Consider the following 17,610-nt stretch of genomic DNA (forward strand, 5'->3'; position numbering starts at 1 on the left):
CAACATCAATGTTGCCGTCGGCGTCAGGCCCCTCACGGGTGACGCGGCACCGACGCCATAAACGCCAGGATTTCCCGTCCCAGCCATTCCTCGCCCGAGTTGAAGTGTGCAACGATGGAAGTATGGTTATGCCCGCGCATCTGGACGAAACGCGGCGCAATGCCCCGTTCGCGCAGCAGCCCCAGGAAAAACGCCGCCCCGTAATCGTCGAGAAACCGATTTTCGTATTCGGCGATGGCGATCATCGTCGGCACCCGGCTGCGCGCAGCGTGGGTAAGCGGGGAGCGCTCACGGTAGCGCGCCTCGTCCGGGCCGAAATAGGCGCGCACCGGACCGGCGTTCGGGTTGCGCGCATCCACGTCTGCGAACAGGCGCGCACTGATTAGCACGAGGCCGGCCACGCCACCGCAAGGCGTGTCTCGCGTTTGTGCCAATGCCGGGTCGAACAGATAGCTCGCCGCGTGGGTTCCACCCGCTGAATGCCCTATCAGGAAGATGCGGGACGGATCGATTTGCCACTGCGCCGCATGGGCGTGTACCCAGGCGACGGCTTGGGCAACGTCCTGTGCACCGCCCGGCCACGGCGCCGTGTCGGCAAGCCGGTATTCCACGTTGATCGCGACAAATCCCTGCCGCGCAAACCAATGGCAAACGTTGTCGTAGACCTCGCCATTCACGCTCTTGTTGCCGCGCACGAATGCCCCGCCATGCACGAACAGGACCGCCTGCCGCAACTCGCCGGTCACGCCCGCATGACTTGCCATGGCCGGTGAGAAGATGTCGAGCACCTGCCGCGCGTGCGCGCCGTAGGCCAGATCGCGCTCGACATGAGGGCTCTTCCGGGCAGCCGCCAGAAGCGGTGTGTAGCAGTCGATGACGGCTTTTCGGTGGGCGATGATGTCATCGTTCCATCTTGGTCCGAGGTCGAGCATCGCGCGTCGATCCTCGGGCGAAAGCGCCCCGAACGGCGCCATTGCAGCGTTGGCATCGCTCACCATGACACACTCACATCGCCATGGACGAAGGTTTGGCAGGCCATCCGATAACCGTTCGCCAGATCTTCCGGGCTCAGGTGACGGCGCTCCTTCTGCTTGATCTCGTCGGTATGCTCTCGGCCGGATTCCACTTTGCAACGGCAAGTGCCGCACAGCCCCCCGCCGCACTTGAACGGAATTCCGCCCTTCTCTCGCAACGAGACGCGCAGCAGATTGCTGTTGGGCGCGGCCTCGACCGTTTTGGCGCCGTTGCTAAGGAATGTGATCTGGACCGTGGCCGTTGCCTTCGGCTCCGTATCACGACGGCTAAGGCGCGCTTGGGCGTGATCGTGCCCGACCAACATGGCGAGCGAAGCGATCGCCTCCGGCACGCTCTCGAATTTCTCGTAAAACTTGGTCGGCACGAGATTCGCGGCGTGCGGGGCCGCCTCTTCGACGATTCTCACCTTCGCGTGACCGTCTAGCTTCGCGACGACAAACGCCGCAACATGACGCTTGCCGTAGTAATAGTCATGGATTTCGACGGGCGTGATGCCAAGCGTCGGCTCGCTGCGATACTCGCCCGGCCGGCTCGTGAGTACGATGTACATAGACTGTCCTTGTTGCGGATTCCTGTCTTGCGTTGGTGCTTAGCGCCCGGGCGTCAGGTCGTCGCCCTGCTCCAGTTCAATGTCATGTTCGATCCACAACTGGCAGACCAACCGGTAACCAGCGTCGAGCCGCTCCCCCAGTTGCTTCTTCTCTTTCCAATTGGGCGGTGGCAGGTGCTCCTGCCCGGCCAGTACCCGGCATGCGCAATGCGCGCATTTGCCCATGCCGCATTCGTAACGCAAATGCGGGAACGGGAACTGCTTGATACCTGCGCGAACGACCAGATTGGTACTGGCCTTCACTTCGTCACGGTACGTTTGCCCGTCTTTGCGAAATACGACAGTCGGCATGCTTCCTCCTATTGCGTGTTACGTGTTGCGTGATGCCTTGCGCCAGATCACTGCACTGACATGCCGGCGGGAAATAACGTGCCAAACGCCAAATGCGTGGGCATTTTTGAATACTGTATACCTTTCGATCGGAGGGTATTCCACGTTCCCCGCCCCTGCCCCTGCCCGCTTCATGCGGCCGCTTGCACCGGCGCCGAATGCTGAAACGTGAAACTGTCGACGTACAGATAGCGCACGCTCGCGCCACTCGCGACGAAGGCGCGTTTGGCGTCGGCAATCATCACCGGCGAGCCGCACAGGTACAGCGCGTGCTCCGACAGATCGGGATGATCCGCCACCACGGCATCCTGCACGTAACCCCGCGCGCCCTGCCACGTAGCGTCGGGGCGGGAAAGCACCGGCACATAGCGGAAATCCTCATGCTGCTGCGCGAGTTGCATCAATTCGTCATGCAGATAGAGGGCGTCGGCGTTGCGGCCGCCCCAGTACAAATCGATCGGAGGCGTATCGCCGCCCGCGAGCATCTCGACGAGCATGCTGCGCAGCGGCGCAATCCCGGTGCCCGTGGCGACCATCACGATTGGCCGATAATCGTCTTCGTGATAGCCGAAGCCACCCATGGGCGCTTCAATGTCGAGCCTGTCGCCGGCGCGAAGCGCGCTCAGGCGTGTCTGCGTGAAATAACCGCCGTCGATTCGACGAATGTGAAGCTCCAGTTGGCGAGGATCGTCAGACGGTTCGGGGCGCGACGCGATCGAGAAACTGCGTGGGCCTGCCTCTCCCAGGAGCACGTTGACATACTGCCCGGGACGGAACACCCACGGCTCGTCGTCGTCGACAGCAAGAACGAGCCGGGTGACCTCGGGGCTTAGCGCGGCCGTGCTCACGACTTCGGCCTTTCGGTGTCGCGCCGGGGCGGGGGCGGCCAATGGACGCTCGGTACTGATGGCGAGGTCCGAGACCGCGCGCGCCTGACATAACAGTGCATAGCCTTCGTTCGCCTCGTCCTGCGACAGTGCGTCGGGCGGCGCCTCATATTGCACTCGCCCCTGCTGAAGCTTCACGCGGCAAGTGCCGCAGCCGCCGAACTCGCAGGCAGACGGCAGCACCACACCGGCCCGCCGCGCGGCCTCCAGTACCGTTTCGTCAGCGGCGGCCTCGAAGCTGCGCTGCGCTTCTATCCATGTGATCCGATAGCTCACAAGTGACCTCTCGTCAGGTTCAGAGCTTGATGTCGGCCTGGACCAGCACTTCGCGGCCGCTCTCGCGCAACAAGGCTTGCAGGGCCGCAAGACCCGCGAGACCGGCCTGGGTGTCCTGTTCGCCATTGCCGCCGGATAGCCCGATACCGCCCACGACCTGATTGTCGACCACGATGGGGAAGCCGCCGACGAAGGCTGCAAAGCGTCCTTCAAAGCTCCACTGAATGCCGAATGCCTCGTTGCCCGGCAGTGCGGGACCATTGGGTGGCGTGGTGAACAGGTGAGTCGAGCGTTTGTGTCCTGCTGCCGTGAAGGCTTTGTTCCACGCAATCTGCGGCCCGGTGACGCGCCCGCCGTCCATACGCTCCATGGCGAGCGGGAACCCGCCCTCGTCGACTACGCAGATCGATTCGAGGACACCGATCTCCTGCGAGCGGGCAACGGCTGCCGCGATCATGTGCCGGGCTTCGGCAAGTTCAAGTTTGAGGAATGGCTTCATGGCTGATGAGAGTCGTGAAAAACAGGCGTCAGACGCCGCGATAGACGGTCTTCGTCTGCAAATAGAACTCGAGTCCATCGCGTCCGGACTCGCGGAAGGTGGCCGTGCTCGATTGCTTGAGACCGCCGAACGGGGCGTTGACCAGATTGCCGGTGGTCGTGCGATTGATCTTGACCGTGCCGGCCTCGATGTCGTTGGCGAAGCGGTGCATCAGTCGCGCGTCCTGCGTGACGAGCGAGGCCGCGAGGCCGTAGTCGCTGTCGTTCGCAACGGCGATTGCGTCGTCGTAATCGTCGACATCGATCACCGCGATCACCGGTCCGAAGATCTCCTCTCGCGCGATACGGGCGTCGCGCGGCACATCGGCAAACACGGCCGGCGTGACGAAATAGCCATGGGCGTAAGCGTCATGCGTGAGCTGCTGGCCGCCGCAGACCCACGTGGCTTCTCGCTTGCCAATCTCGATGTACTCGAGCACGGTGCGTAGTTGCCCTGCGGTGGCGAGCGGGCCGAGGTCCATGCCGGGCACCAGGCCGTTGCCAATCTTGAGCGCGGTGGCCTTTGCAGCAAGGCGTTCGACAAAGGCCGCGCGAATCTCGCGTGCGACGAGCACCCGGCTGGTGCCGGTGCACGCTTGCCCGGTGAGCGAAAATCCCCCTTTGACGGTGAGATCGACCGCGCGGTCGATATCTTTCGCGTCGAGCACGATCAGCGGGTTTTTACCGCCGAGTTCCATTTGCGTGCGCGTCGACAACGACGCCGACCGATGGATTTGCTCACCGGCAGTCGTCGACCCGGTAAATGAGATCGCCCGCACTTCGCGCGCGCCAGTCAACGTGGGACCGACCGCCGAAGCGCTTCCCGTCACGAAGTTCAGCACGCCCCGAGGAATGCCGGCCTGCACAAACGCTTCGGTCAGGCGCAGCCCGCTCAAAGGCGCGTCCGAGGCGGGTTTGAACACCACGGTATTGCCACAGATCAGTGCGGGAGCAATCTTGCGGGCGGGAATCGAGACAGGGAAATTCCACGGCGAAATGACAGTCACCACGCCCAGCGGTTCACGCACGGTGTATACCGTCATGTCGCCGTCGTCGTTCGGGAAGGTTTCGCCACCGTACGACTGGGCTTCCACCGCGTAATAGCGAAGTGTCTGTGCGGCACGCATGAACTCGTCCGTTGCGAGGGCCACTTGCTTGCCCTCCTCTCGCGTGAGTTCTTCGCCGAATCGCGCAGCGTGGCTTTCCAGGTAGGCGGCGGCGCCCAGCAGAATCTTCGCGCGAGCGCTTGTCGAGAGACGCTTCCAGGCGGTAAAGGCCGTTGCGGCTGCGCGCACGGCAGCTTGTGCGTCAGCCTCGCCCGAAGCCTGGAAATGGCCGATTACGTCGCGCGTATCGGCCGGATTACGGTTGTCGAAAGTCGCGCCCGATCGGCTCGGGCACCACTCGCCGTCGATGTAATTCAGAAACGTGGGAACGGTTGTCATGAGTGCGGCAGTCCTGCAAAGCGACGTTAAGCGACGAGAAGCCTGTCGAGGAAGGCGTGGAGGAGGCCCGCGCCCCGCGTGCGCCCTCCCCCCGGATGGCGCAACGTGGAGCACGGGACTGCCGGGCGTTGCTCAGGCCGCCAGTCCCAACTCGGGCAGCGGAACTTCCTTCTCGACGTAGTCGTAATACAGCGCCGTTGTGTAAAGCAGGCGCATTTGCGCCCCGATCTCGCAGATCTTCAGGCAGCGTTGCTGCAATTCGGGCGTATTCGCGTTCTCCAGCACGATCTGGTAGCCGCGCTCGCCGTGAATCTCGTCCGACACGATATGCAGATCGAAGAATTCGACTTCCTCGTCGGTGAACTTGTAGGTGTCGCGCAGCGTGGGGGTCTGCTTCCGGTAGATCGACGGCACTTGCGACTCCAGACCGACAACCAGTCCCGCAACGGCGACAACCGGGTCTTCGCGCATCGCGACGGCATAGCACCAGCTTTGCAGGCCGCGCGTCGTCGGCGACATGTTCTCCGGGTTGACCACACGCTCGCGGGTCGTGCCGCACGCTTCGGCAAAGCGAATCAGCAGATCGGTGTGACGGTCTCCCCCGATTTCCTCCTCATACATGTTCGCGAGCAAAAAGTCTTTTGCCTCGGTCATGTGGTCCGGCGTCCGGGCGTACAGATAACCGAGGTAATCGGCGAACGGCCCCACGTAGTGGTAGTGATTCTCTGCCCAGCGGGCAAGGTGTTCGCGCGTGAGCTTGCCGCTTGCCCACGCAATGCTGAACGGCGCCTTGTTCGCGCTTTTGCCCTTGATCGCCTCTTCGAGTGCCGCGCGGAAGGTTTCGCGGTCCATCAGTTCTGCCATTTCTCGCTCCTTGATTCTCAGGTGGATGACCCGCCAGCGCGGATGCAGGCGCCGGCAGATCTCGAAGTTGTATTTTGGTACACTGTATACAGTTTTGGAAAAAATGCCAATAGATCAAATTTCTGTGTGTGAGGACTCCGGTGTTACGTGAGGGAATCAGTCGGCCGCGTTGCGGACCGTGTGGGGCATCGGGTGTTCGAGTGCGGAGGCCAGGCGGGCGTCGGATTTGACGGGATCGATGGCGTCAAGCGCAATGCCGTTCGTCTCGGGCAGCATCCAGGCGGCGACGATGACGAGGCCATACCCGACGGCGGCAACGATGGGAATGGCGAGCGTGAGCGTCATATGGCCACTGGCGAGCCAACCTGCCATGAACGGAAAGACGGAACCGATCACGCGGCCGGCGTTATAGGCCACACCGTAACCGGTGGCGCGAATCTCGTGTGGGTACGTCTCTGAAATGGTCGCCGCCACTCCCGCGAACGTGCCCTGCATCAGCACGCCCATGAGGAAACCAAGCACCATCATGACGGGCATGGGGGCCGGAATCAGCATGTAAGCAATGCTCATGGCGAATGCGCCGAGTGCAAACAGGATGTACGTCGGACGACGCCCCAGTCTGTCGGTACACCACGCGCCTACCGCATAGCCGACGATCGAGCCGCCAATGGTGATCGCCAGCCACAAGCCGGTACCCGTGACAGAGAGCCCGCGTTCCGTTTTGAGCCACGTGGGCATCCATGTCGCAATGGCGTAGTACGCACCGAGCATGCCGCCCGAGAGCATGCTGCACAGGAACGTGCGCGCGGCAAGACGGCCGCTGAATACGGCGCGGATCGTCTTGAGCGGACTGGTCTTGCTGCGCTCGGCTTGCGTGCGGGTGAACGCTTCCGGCTCTTCCAGATTGCGTCGCAGCCAGAACACGAGCAGTGCAGGCGCGACACCGATGAACAGACACACCCGCCACGCCCACTCAGGCGGCAGCCAACTGAAGATCGCGCTGTAGGCCAATGCCGCCAACGCCCAGCCAAACGAGTAACTGCTGGCGGTGAAGCCAGAGAACTTGCCGCGATGCGCGGGATTCCGGATCGTCTCCATGACCAGCACCATACATAGCGACGACTCCCCGCCAAAGCCCAACCCCTGAATGATCCGCAGGATTGCCAGTTGCGTTGGCGAGTTGGCGAGACCGCAGGCGAAACAGGCCAGTGCGAACAAGGCGATGGTCCAGCGAAGAATGCGCACGCGCCCGTAGCGGTCGGCCAGCAAGCCCGCCCCGATGGCGCCCACAAGCGAAGCGATCAGCGTGTAAGTCACGATACTGCCGGCAGTCGCCTTGCTCATGCTCCAGGTGGTGAGCAGCACCGGGATGAGAAAGGAATAGATCATGAAGTCATAGACGTCGACCGTATGGCCGATGAAGGTGCCGGCAAAGGCGCGCTTCTCGTTTCTCGACAGTGATGAGAGCCAGGACATGAAGGTGTCCTCCTTAAGTTGTCGTGGGTTTTGTGGGAAGTGGGATGTGGGGAAATGCGGATACGTCAGACGGGAGGTACAAATGCGTAGCCGGCGGCTTCGAGCAATCTGGCCACGTGGATCGAGCGCAGATCGTGATACAGCGGGGCCACGATCTGAACGCCCACCGGTAGCCCATCCGGCGTGCGCCCTGCCGGGGCGACGCTTGAGGGCAAGCCGCACAGGCCGGAGTGACCGGCCCAGAAAATCTGTGTGGTCAGCGGCTGCGACCGTCCGTTCACGTTCAGCGTGCGCTGCCAGGGCGCGCCTTGCTCGTTAAGCAAGAACGCAGGTGTCGCAGCCACGGGGCACAGCAGTACGTCGACTTGCTCGAACAGGTCGCGCCAGGCCGCGGCAAAGCGCTCGCGCAACGGTTGTAACTTGAGCCAGTCGCGATGGCGCATTGCCGTGCCGACATACTGGAGCGATGCATAGCGCATGTCATTCGCAGGCACCTCGGCGGCGGCCGAGACAGCGCCCGCGAAAGCGTCATCGCCGAGATAGCCGCTGGTTGCCGCGCGAAGCATCAACGTGTAGGCGCGCAGCAATTCACCAGCGTCCAGTGACGGGCGCGCATGCCACACCACGGTTGCCCCGCGCCGTTCAAGGTCTCTCCCGAGCGCCACAATGCACTGCTCCACCTGCGCGTCGACCTCGGCGATCGGGTGATTGGGCAGAATGCCGAAACGGATCTCGCGCAGATCGCCGGCCTGGCATCGAGGAAGCTCGAAACGCACCGCGCAGGCAGCGTCCGCCGTGGGACCGGCGATAGCGAGGAGCACTCGCTCCAGATCATCGGCACTGCGGGCAAGCGGTCCGGCAACGTTGATATCGGGATACGTTGTACCGCCCGGCAGCCCGTGCCCATCGAGCGGGACCAGCCCGTGGGTGCTTTTATGCGAGAAGATGCCGCAATAGTGGGCCGGGTTGCGGACCGACGAGCCGATGTCCGAGCCCACATCGAAGAACGCCATGCCCGCACAGACTGCGGCAGCGCTGCCCCCGGAGGATCCGCCAGGGGTTCGCGAAGGGTCGTGCGGGTTGCGGGTTGTGCCGTAGACGTCGTTGTAACTTTGCCAGTCGCGCAGCCATATCGGCACGTTGGTTTTGCCGAGCAGGATCGCCCCGGCGTCTATCAATCGCTGCACTACGCTGGCATGACGCGTCGCAATATTGCCCTTGAAGGCCGGGTCGCCGACAGTCGTTGGCCAATCCTTGACATCAAACGACTCTTTGATCGTGAACGGCACGCCGTGCAGCGGCCCGCGAACCGTGCCTGCGCGCCGCTCGGCATCTCGAACTTGTGCGACGGCATACGCCTGATCGAAGTCGCTCACGACCATCGCATTCAGGTGCGGATTAGACTGCCGCCACACCGCTTCGCACGCAGCAACGAGATCCACAGACGTGGCTTCGCGCCGCTGAAGCGCGTCCTGTGCTGCCGAGATCGTGGCGTAGTGCCAGCGTCCAGCCGGCGGCGTCGATGTCGTCGCCGTAGCCGGCGTGTGCGTGCCAAGTCTGGAACTTGTCATGATGGAATATCTCTTTCAGTATTCTGTATACCATCGATGGACAAATTTTCCCTGTCAAGTCACTTGCTTATCAGGGTTTGTGCTTAAGTGTGCTGGCACGGGCCGATCCGAAAGCCTCTCTCGTACACGAATACGCAAGTTGCGCCCTCATCACTTTGACCGTGGGATCGGCTGCTAGAATCTGGCGCACTATAGGGCTCAGGGAGAGAACCGTCATGACCAATCGACGCCAATTTTTCGGCTATGGGCTGGCGGCTCTGGCAGCAGCATCTTCCTCGCGCTCCGCATGGGCCGACGACGTCGAGAAGAAGGTCTTCCTCGACTACACGCAGAAGCAACTGAACGAGGCTTACACCCAGACCGTGTGGGCGCCTAACGCGAAGCAGGTCATCGACGGCTACGCGAAGACCAGCGAGGAAGTTCGCCGCAAGCTCCCGCCCGTGACCTATGCCTACGGCGACAAGCCGTCCGAACGGCTCGATGTGTTCGCTCCGGCCGGCGCCCGCGGGTTGCCCGTCATGGTGTTTATTCACGGTGGCGCCTGGCAGCAACTGTCCAAGGAAGACAGCGCAGGCCCTGCCCCCGTGTTCGTTGCCGCAGGTGCCGTCTACATCGCCATCAACTTCGACAACATGCCGGACAACACCCTGCCCGGCATGGTCGACCAATGCCGCCGGGCACTTGTCTGGGTAGGGGCGAACGCGACCCGCTTCGGTGGCGACCCCGAGCGCATCTATGTCTCGGGCCACTCGTCCGGCGGGCATTTGACGGCGGTTATGCTCAGCACCGACTGGCGTGCCTGCGCAGCGCCCGCCCAGTTGCTCAAGGGCGGGGTCGTCATGAGCGGCATGTGCGATCTCGCTCCGGTGGTGCTTTCGGTGCGCGGAACCTACCTGAAGCTAAGTCCGGAGCAAGTGACCGAATACAGCCCGATTCGCCATCTCAACCGATTCAATTGCCCTGTGTTGGTGGCGTGGGGAACGCTGGAGAGCCCTGAGTTCAAACGCCAGAATCGTCAACTTGCCGATGCGCTTGCCGGTCGCGCAAGATTGGCCGGGGTGCTTCGGATAAAGGGGGCAAATCACTTTGAGGTCGTCAACGAACTGAACCGGGCAGACGCCAGCCTGACACGGGCTACGCTGGCGCTGATGGGGCTGACAGACTGACTCGGTGAGCAGGCTTACCAACGACAAAGGGTTACGAGACATCTCTCGTAACCCTTTGTTCATTTGGCACCTGTAGTCACGCATGCGCGTGCCACAGGCTACCCGACTGCCCACATGTGACTTACAGCGCCATATCGGGCACCTTCTTCACCACCCCCGGGTTCTGTACAGGCGCGGTGTTCGGCACGAATCCCTCCAGGCTCGGCGAGGCGATGGCCAATTGCAGCGTTTCAGCCGTGTTCGCCCATTCCGTTGCCAGAAGCTGCGGATTGTCATTGAGCTTCTTGCCGTAGCTCGGCACGATCTCGCGAATCTTCTGCTGCCAGGCCGGCGTTTTCATCTGATTCGGGAAAACACGCTCGAGCAACGACAACATGATCGCGGGCGATGTCGAGCCCCCCGGCGACGCGCCCAGCAGCGCAGAGACCGAGCGATCTTCGGAAACCACGACTTCCGTACCGAGCTTCAGAATGCCGCCCTTCTCCGGATCATTCTTGATGATCTGCACCCGTTGACCGGCTTCCCACAGGCGCCAATCTTCGTCCTTGGCTTCAGGCATGTAATGGCGCAATGCATCCATCTTCTGCGATTGCGACAGCGCCAATTGCTGCGCCAGATACTTCACGAGCGCGAATTCATGGACACCCACCTGCAACTGGGGAATGACGTTGGAGGGCGTGGTTGCCTTGGCAAGGTCAAAGTACGAACCGTTCTTGAGGAACTTGCTCGACCATGTGGCAAACGGTCCGAAGAGGATCACCTTCTTGCCATCGAGCACACGCGTGTCGAGATGGGGCACCGACATCGGGGGCGAGCCGGTATCGGCAAGGCCGTAGACCTTTGCCAGATGGCGCGAGGCAATCTCGGGCTTGTCCGTGACAAGGAACTCGCCGCCGACCGGAAAGCCGCCATATTGCTTCGCTTCCGGAATGCCCGAGAGTTGCAGCAAAGGCAAAGCGGCGCCGCCAGCACCGATAAAGACATTGCGCGCGTCGACGGTCTGGATCTTCGAGCTGTCCTTCGTATCGAACGCAGACACGCGCCAGGTACCGTCTTCATTCCGCGTGATCGAGCGAACCTCGTACCCGGTCGTAACCTTGACGCCCGAGTTGCCGCTCAGATGTTTGTAGAACTGGCGCGTGATCTCGCCCAGATTCACGTCGGTGCCAAGTGGCGAGCGGGTGGCGGTCACCACCTCTTCCGGCTTGCGACCTTCCATCATGATCGGAATCCACTCCGCGATCTTTTCCCGATCGGTCGTCATTTCCATGCCGGCGAACAACGGCGAAGCTTTCAACGCATCGACACGCTTGCGGATGAATTCCCGGTTTTCCTCGCCGAAGACGAGGTTCATGTGCGGCGTCGAATTGATGAACTCGCGCGGATTGCCCAGAACACCCTTGCGCACTTGATGCGACCAGAACTGGCGGGAGATCTGGAAATTCTCGTTGATGGCGATGGCCTGCGTGATATGGACATTGCCCTTATCGTCCATCGGGGTGTAATTCAGTTCGCAAAGCGCCGAGTGTCCGGTGCCTGCGTTATTCCACCCGTTCGAGCTTTCTTCGGCGACCTTGTCCAGACGCTCGAATACTTCGCACGTCCAATTGGGCTCCAACTCGGACAGATAGACGCCGAGCGTCGCGCTCATAATGCCGCCACCGATGAGCAGCACGTCGACCTTGCGATCCGCCTTGGCGGCGCGGTACTGGCTACCGAACAGGTACGAGTACCCACCCCATACGGCGGCGGCCCCGACAGCAGCCGCAATGAACTTGCGTCGGGAGAAGGGCTTGCTGCTGCCTTGAGACGCTGGCTTGTTGTCCGTTTGAGTCATGTGAATAGAAAACCCTCAAAAATGCTGTTTGGATTTCTAGACCGATCAATCTCCCGGGGCGAGCATTCTTTAAACGTGCTCGCCTGCCATATTTCAGACTAGTAAGTGTCATAGGGTCGGCGGATCGGGAACGAAGTCATGTACCCGAGCCGCGCGAGGGGCGAATTGTAGCGCAGTCCGAATGCGGCGCGCTTGGGAACCATAGGGCGGGAATGGACATAGGGATACGTTCATTTCATCGACATTGGCGAATGCCTCGAATGTTGCGCGACCGGCACCTTGCAATGCTCAACGCAACGCCTCCGCCACGAGCTTGCGAAACCAGCGGTGCGCGGCGTCGTTGTGAAAACGGGGATGCCAGAATTGCCTTACCGTGAGGTCCGGCAGTGCAATGGGCAGATCAAACGCGTCGACATGCGCCATCTTGCCGAACAGATCCGCGAGTTCGTTCGGGATCACGGCAATAAAGTCCGAATTGGCGACAAGACTCGGCACCGCGAGCAAGTACGGGACTTCCACGCCGACATTCAGGCGCGTGCCGCGCTTGCGCAACTCCTTGGCGAGCAGCTCGTTCGTCATCGCCAGCGTTGCTGCGACCACATGGCGCGTATTCATGAACCTCTCGGCATCCATGCGGGCCGCCCCTCCTCCCTTACCTCGCTTGCTTGCCGAGGCACGCCGGATTCCCACCAACGACCGCGTGAACAGTCGCTGCTGATGCAAATGCTCACCCATCCGGTCGAGATAACCGATCGCCAGATCCAGTTCTCCATCCTGTAAGGCAGCCCCGAGTTCGGCCGCCGGCACCTGAATTGGCCGCAGCGTCGCCATCGGAGCATGTTCGGCCAGCGCCGCGAGCAGCCGTGGCAGCAGAACAATCATGCCCATATCGCTTAAGCAAACCGAGAACGTGCGCCGGGTGTCCGCCGGGTCGAATGCGCGCGCGTCGAGCACATCCTGCCGGATCAACGCCAACGCCCGGGCGACGCCGTCCGCCACGCGCTCGCCGGTCGGTGTCGGCGCCATGACCGCGCCCGCGCGCACGAACAGATCGTCGCCGAATCGAGTGCGCAGCCGGCTCAGCGCATGGCTCACTGCCGGTTGCGTGAGTCCCAGACGCTGTGCAGCCCGTGACACGCTGCGTTCTGCCATCAACGCTTCTACGACATAAAGAAAATTCAGATCGGGGTATTCCATTGGCGTCTCCTCAGGGCGTCTGCGCGCCGCTGTACTACAAATTTTGTATGCATTGAATTCATAATCTATATGATTTTCATTTTATAGATTTATACATCGCAGCCGCGTACCTTTGCATCAACACGTCGCGACAGACGTGAAAAAGGCAGGTATCAGGAGACGACGGTGATGGATTGCGATGTATTGATCGTGGGCGCTGGCCCGGTGGGTTTATTTCTTGCGGCGTCGCTCGCGCAAGAGGGGCTGCGTGTCGAAGTCTTCGACGCCAAGTCCGGCACCAGCAAACACCCCGCAGCAAACGCCAACAGCGCGCGCACGATGGAGCACTTCCGTCGTATCGGCGTTTCCGCACATATTCGTCAATTGGGCCTGCCTCCGGACCAGTCCCCTGACGTGGCCTACTTCACGACAATCTCGGGACACGAACTGGCTCGGCTTTCGCAGCCGGCATCGCGTGACGCCGTGGCCTACGCCAAGGCGCACAGCTTTACGTGGCCGACGCCTGAGCCGCCGCACCGCTGTTCGCAGCTCTACATCGAACCCGTGTTGCTTGACGCCGCACGTCGCCAACCGAGCTGCGACGTGCACTTCGACGCAACCGTCACGGATCTCGTGCAAGACGCGGATGGGGCCAGCGCTGTCGTCACCCTCTCGGAAACGCCGGATCGCCCGGCACAGGTGCGCCGCGTGCGGGCGCGCTACGCCGTGGGTTGCGACGGCCCACGCAGCTTTGTCCGGCGCTCGTTGGGGCTTCGCTATGGCGGCGTAGCTAGCGAGAAGCGTGCATTCATGGGCGGACAGATGGACGCCGTGTACTTCTACGCGCCCACGCTTGTCGAGGCGAGCGGCAAGGCTCCGGCATGGCAGTACTGGACCTTTGGTCCCACGCAACGAGCACTGATCGTCGCGGTGGACGGCCGGGGTCACTTCATCATGAACGTACAACGCCACGACGACGAAACGCCGTCGGACGACGTCGTGCGTTCCCGCATCGCTCAGGCGCTGGGCGCCGATATTCCGTTCGAGGTGAAGAGCACCTCGGCATGGACGGCAGGACACGCCCTGGTCGCCGAGCGGCTCGTCGTCGGGCGTGTGTTTCTCTGTGGTGACGCCGCGCACTTGTTCACACCGACGGGCGGGCTCGGGTACAACACCGGCATCGACGACGCGGCCAACCTTGCATGGAAGCTCGTCGCTCTTGTGCGGGGCAACGCAGACGAAGCGCTCGCCCAGAGTTACGACGCCGAACGCCGTCCCGCCGGAGAGCGCAATACTGCCTTCGCGCGCAATTTTGCCGACAGCATCGGCTACGTCGCCCTGCCCCCTGAAGCGTACGAGCCAGGCCCTGACGGGGACGCGGCAAGACGCGCGGTCGGCGAATACCTCGCGTTTCACGCACGGCATGAGTTCGTGATTCCCGGTGTCCATTTGGGCACTCGATATGAATCGTCGCCACTACTGATCCCGGAACCCGGCAGCCCGCCTGCCGACAACGCCAATCTCTACGTGCCGTGTGCGCGCCCCGGACATCGTGCGCCTCATGCGTGGCTTGCCGACGGCAGTTCGCTGTACGACGCGATGGGGCAGCAGTTCACCTTACTTTGCGTTGACGCACAGATCCCGGATGCGAGCGCAGTGCAAACAGCTCGCGACGTGCTCGGCGACGTGGTGGTCTTTGTGCCGACGCTTGCGGATGCTGCATCGCTCAAGCGGCTTTATGAGCACAGCTACGTACTGATTCGCCCAGACCTTCACGTGGCATGGCGCGGCGACACCCTCAACGACGCGTTCGTGATGGCGGCCCGCCGGTGTCTGGCGCTCGATACGTTCGAGGCTCGAGCCGCCGCGCCAGCCGTGAGCCCGATACCCGATCCGATCTTGAATTCATGACCTGTCGACGATAGCCCGCTTCACTTCCGTTCATTGCCATTCATATGCGGCATGCCGGCCACGCGCTTAGACAACAGACGCTGGCAGTCGCAGGCCGGCGGCCTTATCGCCGGATACCCTCAGGAGACAACGATGTACGTAGATTCCACGTCGCAAACGGCTTCAGCCGGCGATACCGTCGTGCGCCGCAAGACGCGCGAGCCCATGACGGCGCTGCAACGGCTCACGCTCTTCCTCTGCTTTCTGATCGTCGCCACCGATGGATTCGATGTGGCCAGCGTCGGCTACGTCGCACCGTTACTCAAGCATCAATGGTCGTTGAGCCCCGCCCAGTTGGGACCTGTCTTCGGCGCGGGACTGTTCGGACTGACCATCGGCAGCTTCCTCTTCGGGCCTCTCGCCGACCGAATCGGGCGCAAGCGCGTCATTATGATTTCGATGCTTCTGTTCGGTATCGGCAGCCTCGCGTGCGCGTGGTCGCCCTCGGTGGGCGTGCTGGTCTTTCTGCGGTTCCTGACCGGCGCGGGGTTGGGCGGTGCCATGCCCAATGCCATCACGCTATCCTCCGAGTACAGCCCGGCACATAACCGTGCATGGCTCGTCACGCTCATGTTCTGTGGCTTCACGCTTGGGCTTGCATGCGGCGGCTATGTGGCGGCATGGCTGATTCCGCACTTCGGCTGGCAAGGCGTCTTCGTCTTTGGCGGATTGGCGCCGCTCGTCCTGCTACCGATCGTGGCCTGGCAGTTGCCCGAGTCGCTGCGCTTCATGGCGGGTAAGCCCGCATTCGCGCAGCAGATGCAGCGCACGCGGGTTCGCCTGGGCGAGCACGGCGCGGCGTCTTTCGACGCGGAAGCCACGGCGCAACAGAAGCCGGCCGAAGTCCTGAACGGTGCAGCCAAGTCTGTCGAGCGTCCAGTCGCGACGCTCTTCAACGCCCACTACCGCACCGGCACGCTGCTGCTGTGGCTCGCGTTCTTCTGCACCCTCTGGGTGTACTACCAGATCAGCAGTTGGTTACCGACCGTACTCACCGAAAGCGGTATTGCCGTGGCCCACGCCGCCCAAGTGGGCGCGATGCTCCCCATCGGCGGCACGCTCGGTTCGTTGCTCAATGCCCGTCTGATGGACCGTTTCAACCCATTTGTCGTGCTGGCTTTCTCTTATGTCGTCGCAGCCGTCTCCATCGCCCTTGTTGGCATGTCGCTGCATTCCACCACGCTCGTTTTCGTCACGGTGTTCTTTGCCGGCTTTGGCCTGTCGGGGGCACAGACCGGTGCCAACGTGCTCGTTGCGGGGTTCTACACCACCGGGGCGCGTGCGACCGGCGTGAGCTGGGCGCTCGGCGTCGGACGTGTCGGCTCGATCATCGGTTCGATGACGGGGGGCGTGCTGCTCGCCGCTCTGTCGTCGGTTCAGGTGGCGTTCCTTGTGTTCGCAATGCCTGCCGTGATCGCCGGCATTGCCATGATCGCCAACGGCGTGCGCTATCGCCGCCAACTGGCGTCCATCTAACGACAACGCCGCGCGAGCGCCAATCCACATTCAGCCCATCCCTCTCTGGAGTCCACTATGCGTTTTGTCAGCTTTGAACTCGACGGCAAGTCCTGCCTCGGTGTGCGCGATGCCGAGCGTATCCTCGTACTTGGCGAATTTTCTCTCGAAGACCTGTTGGCCGACGGCGTCGATCTCGTCGCGTTTGCGCAAGCGAATACGTCGACGCATCACGTTGGCGCCGACGCGATCAGTTATCTGCCGCCGTTGCGTCGTCCCCCGAAGATCCTTTGCGTGGGATTGAACTATCGCGACCACTCGGCCGAGAGCCAATATGCGCAACCCAGCTACCCGACTCTCTTCACACGCGTGAACACGAGCCTCGTCGCGCACGCCGCTCCGATCGTGCGGCCTGACGTTGCCGATAGCGAAGGCGTCGACTACGAGGGCGAGCTCGCGGTGGTCATCGGTCGCGGCGGCCGCCATATTCGCCACGAAGACGCCCTGCATCACGTGGCGGGCTACTCCGTATTCAACGACGGGTCGATTCGCGAGTATCAGTTCAAGACACCTCAGTGGACCATGGGCAAGAACTTCGACGCCACGGGCGCTTTCGGCCCCGATTTGGTCACGGCCGACGAACTGCCGGCAGGCGCGCGCGGGTTGCGGCTACAGACGCGACTCAACGGTGAAGTCGTGCAGTCAGCCAGCACCGACGACATGGTTTTCGATGTCGCCACGCTCATCGAGGTCATCAGTCAGGCCATCACCCTCGAACCGGGCGACGTTATTGTCGCCGGCACGCCCTCCGGCATTGGCTGGGCACGTACGCCGAAGCTACTCATGCGCGAAGGCGATGTGTGTGAAGTGGAGATCGAGCGCGTGGGCCTGCTGCGCAACGCCATTGTCAACGAAGTGACGCTGCGCAAATCGCGCGTCTGATCGCCACTTGCCGCCGGCTCCCGCGCTCGTCGTGCGGCGCCGGCGGGCCCCTG

At 62.3% G+C, this 17,610-nt stretch carries 15 protein-coding genes; 4 read left to right on the forward strand and 11 right to left on the reverse strand.

Annotation, left to right across the window (positions count from 1 at the left end):
- Positions 1-32 precede the first annotated feature (32 nt).
- The 9 genes from AT395_RS13345 to AT395_RS13385 form a co-directional block, all read right to left on the reverse strand.
- Positions 33-998, reverse strand: coding sequence for an alpha/beta hydrolase (locus tag AT395_RS13345; protein ID WP_082164835.1), 966 nt, complete (start codon positions 996-998; stop codon positions 33-35).
- On the reverse strand, positions 992-1,339 hold the full coding sequence (locus tag AT395_RS13350; protein WP_082118040.1) for a 2Fe-2S iron-sulfur cluster-binding protein: 348 nt from the start codon (positions 1,337-1,339) through the stop codon (positions 992-994). Before AT395_RS13350 ends, AT395_RS13345 begins: the two co-directional genes overlap by 7 nt.
- Positions 1,340-1,624: 285 nt before the next feature.
- Positions 1,625-1,936, reverse strand: a complete 312-nt coding sequence (locus AT395_RS13355; RefSeq protein ID WP_042115962.1) for a 2Fe-2S iron-sulfur cluster-binding protein — start codon at positions 1,934-1,936, stop codon at positions 1,625-1,627.
- A 170-nt stretch (positions 1,937-2,106) separates the two neighbouring features.
- On the reverse strand, positions 2,107-3,138 hold the full coding sequence (locus AT395_RS13360) for a 2Fe-2S iron-sulfur cluster-binding protein (protein ID WP_048629455.1): 1,032 nt from the start codon (positions 3,136-3,138) through the stop codon (positions 2,107-2,109).
- Between the two features lie 19 nt (positions 3,139-3,157).
- Positions 3,158-3,637, reverse strand: a complete 480-nt coding sequence (locus AT395_RS13365; protein WP_042115964.1) for a GlcG/HbpS family heme-binding protein — start codon at positions 3,635-3,637, stop codon at positions 3,158-3,160.
- A gap of 28 nt (positions 3,638-3,665) precedes the next feature.
- Positions 3,666-5,120, reverse strand: coding sequence for an aldehyde dehydrogenase family protein (locus AT395_RS13370; protein WP_042115965.1), 1,455 nt, complete (start codon positions 5,118-5,120; stop codon positions 3,666-3,668).
- A 132-nt stretch (positions 5,121-5,252) separates the two neighbouring features.
- Positions 5,253-5,984 (reverse strand): TenA family transcriptional regulator, encoded by a 732-nt coding sequence (locus tag AT395_RS13375; RefSeq protein WP_042115966.1) that lies wholly within the window; start codon positions 5,982-5,984, stop codon positions 5,253-5,255.
- 156 nt (positions 5,985-6,140) lie between these two features.
- Positions 6,141-7,460: an MFS transporter gene (locus tag AT395_RS13380; RefSeq protein ID WP_052765618.1), complete on the reverse strand. Its 1,320-nt coding sequence runs from the start codon at positions 7,458-7,460 to the stop codon at positions 6,141-6,143.
- A 65-nt stretch (positions 7,461-7,525) separates the two neighbouring features.
- Complete coding sequence (locus AT395_RS13385) at positions 7,526-9,031, reverse strand: amidase (RefSeq protein WP_053086391.1); 1,506 nt, start codon at positions 9,029-9,031, stop codon at positions 7,526-7,528.
- A 215-nt stretch (positions 9,032-9,246) separates the two neighbouring features.
- On the opposite strand from AT395_RS13385, the gene AT395_RS13390 reads away from it, so the two are divergent.
- Positions 9,247-10,197 carry an alpha/beta hydrolase gene (locus tag AT395_RS13390; RefSeq protein ID WP_082117895.1) on the forward strand — a complete coding sequence of 317 codons (951 nt, stop codon included), beginning with the start codon at positions 9,247-9,249 and terminating at the stop codon, positions 10,195-10,197.
- A gap of 121 nt (positions 10,198-10,318) precedes the next feature.
- On the opposite strand, the gene mqo is transcribed toward AT395_RS13390, so the two are convergent.
- Positions 10,319-12,034, reverse strand: coding sequence for a malate dehydrogenase (quinone) (mqo, locus tag AT395_RS13395; protein ID WP_048629456.1), 1,716 nt, complete (start codon positions 12,032-12,034; stop codon positions 10,319-10,321).
- A gap of 288 nt (positions 12,035-12,322) precedes the next feature.
- A complete protein-coding gene (locus AT395_RS13400; RefSeq protein WP_048629457.1) occupies positions 12,323-13,231 on the reverse strand; it encodes a LysR family transcriptional regulator in 909 nt (302 codons plus the stop codon).
- Between the two features lie 168 nt (positions 13,232-13,399).
- Here AT395_RS13400 and AT395_RS13405 point away from each other — a divergent pair, with 168 nt between their 5' ends.
- The 3 genes from AT395_RS13405 to AT395_RS13415 all read left to right on the forward strand — a co-directional run bounded on the left by AT395_RS13405 (position 13,400) and on the right by AT395_RS13415 (position 17,557).
- Positions 13,400-15,121 (forward strand): FAD-dependent monooxygenase, encoded by a 1,722-nt coding sequence (locus AT395_RS13405; RefSeq protein ID WP_048629458.1) that lies wholly within the window; start codon positions 13,400-13,402, stop codon positions 15,119-15,121.
- A 132-nt stretch (positions 15,122-15,253) separates the two neighbouring features.
- Positions 15,254-16,636 carry an MFS transporter gene (locus AT395_RS13410; RefSeq protein WP_082164836.1) on the forward strand — a complete coding sequence of 461 codons (1,383 nt, stop codon included), beginning with the start codon at positions 15,254-15,256 and terminating at the stop codon, positions 16,634-16,636.
- A gap of 57 nt (positions 16,637-16,693) precedes the next feature.
- Positions 16,694-17,557, forward strand: a complete 864-nt coding sequence (locus tag AT395_RS13415; RefSeq protein WP_048629459.1) for a fumarylacetoacetate hydrolase family protein — start codon at positions 16,694-16,696, stop codon at positions 17,555-17,557.
- Positions 17,558-17,610 lie beyond the last annotated feature (53 nt).

The sequence above is a fragment of the Pandoraea apista genome (assembly GCF_001465595.2).
In the GTDB taxonomy this organism is placed as follows: Bacteria; Pseudomonadota; Gammaproteobacteria; order Burkholderiales; family Burkholderiaceae; genus Pandoraea; species Pandoraea apista.

Excerpts from the sequence above, each read along its gene's own strand:
- AT395_RS13345 (WP_082164835.1), bottom strand. The coding sequence starts at position 998 with ATGGTGAGCGATGCCAACGCTGCAATGGCGCCGTTCGGGGCGCTTTCG.
- AT395_RS13350 (WP_082118040.1), bottom strand. The coding sequence starts at position 1,339 with ATGTTGGTCGGGCACGATCACGCCCAAGCGCGCCTTAGCCGTCGTGAT.
- AT395_RS13355 (WP_042115962.1), bottom strand. The coding sequence starts at position 1,936 with ATGCCGACTGTCGTATTTCGCAAAGACGGGCAAACGTACCGTGACGAA.
- AT395_RS13365 (WP_042115964.1), bottom strand. The coding sequence starts at position 3,637 with ATGAAGCCATTCCTCAAACTTGAACTTGCCGAAGCCCGGCACATGATC.
- AT395_RS13370 (WP_042115965.1), bottom strand. The coding sequence starts at position 5,120 with ATGACAACCGTTCCCACGTTTCTGAATTACATCGACGGCGAGTGGTGC.
- AT395_RS13375 (WP_042115966.1), bottom strand. The coding sequence starts at position 5,984 with ATGGCAGAACTGATGGACCGCGAAACCTTCCGCGCGGCACTCGAAGAG.
- AT395_RS13380 (WP_052765618.1), bottom strand. The coding sequence starts at position 7,460 with ATGTCCTGGCTCTCATCACTGTCGAGAAACGAGAAGCGCGCCTTTGCC.
- AT395_RS13385 (WP_053086391.1), bottom strand. The coding sequence starts at position 9,031 with ATGACAAGTTCCAGACTTGGCACGCACACGCCGGCTACGGCGACGACA.
- AT395_RS13390 (WP_082117895.1), top strand. The coding sequence starts at position 9,247 with ATGACCAATCGACGCCAATTTTTCGGCTATGGGCTGGCGGCTCTGGCA.
- mqo (WP_048629456.1), bottom strand. The coding sequence starts at position 12,034 with ATGACTCAAACGGACAACAAGCCAGCGTCTCAAGGCAGCAGCAAGCCC.
- AT395_RS13400 (WP_048629457.1), bottom strand. The coding sequence starts at position 13,231 with ATGGAATACCCCGATCTGAATTTTCTTTATGTCGTAGAAGCGTTGATG.
- AT395_RS13405 (WP_048629458.1), top strand. The coding sequence starts at position 13,400 with ATGGATTGCGATGTATTGATCGTGGGCGCTGGCCCGGTGGGTTTATTT.
- AT395_RS13410 (WP_082164836.1), top strand. The coding sequence starts at position 15,254 with ATGTACGTAGATTCCACGTCGCAAACGGCTTCAGCCGGCGATACCGTC.
- AT395_RS13415 (WP_048629459.1), top strand. The coding sequence starts at position 16,694 with ATGCGTTTTGTCAGCTTTGAACTCGACGGCAAGTCCTGCCTCGGTGTG.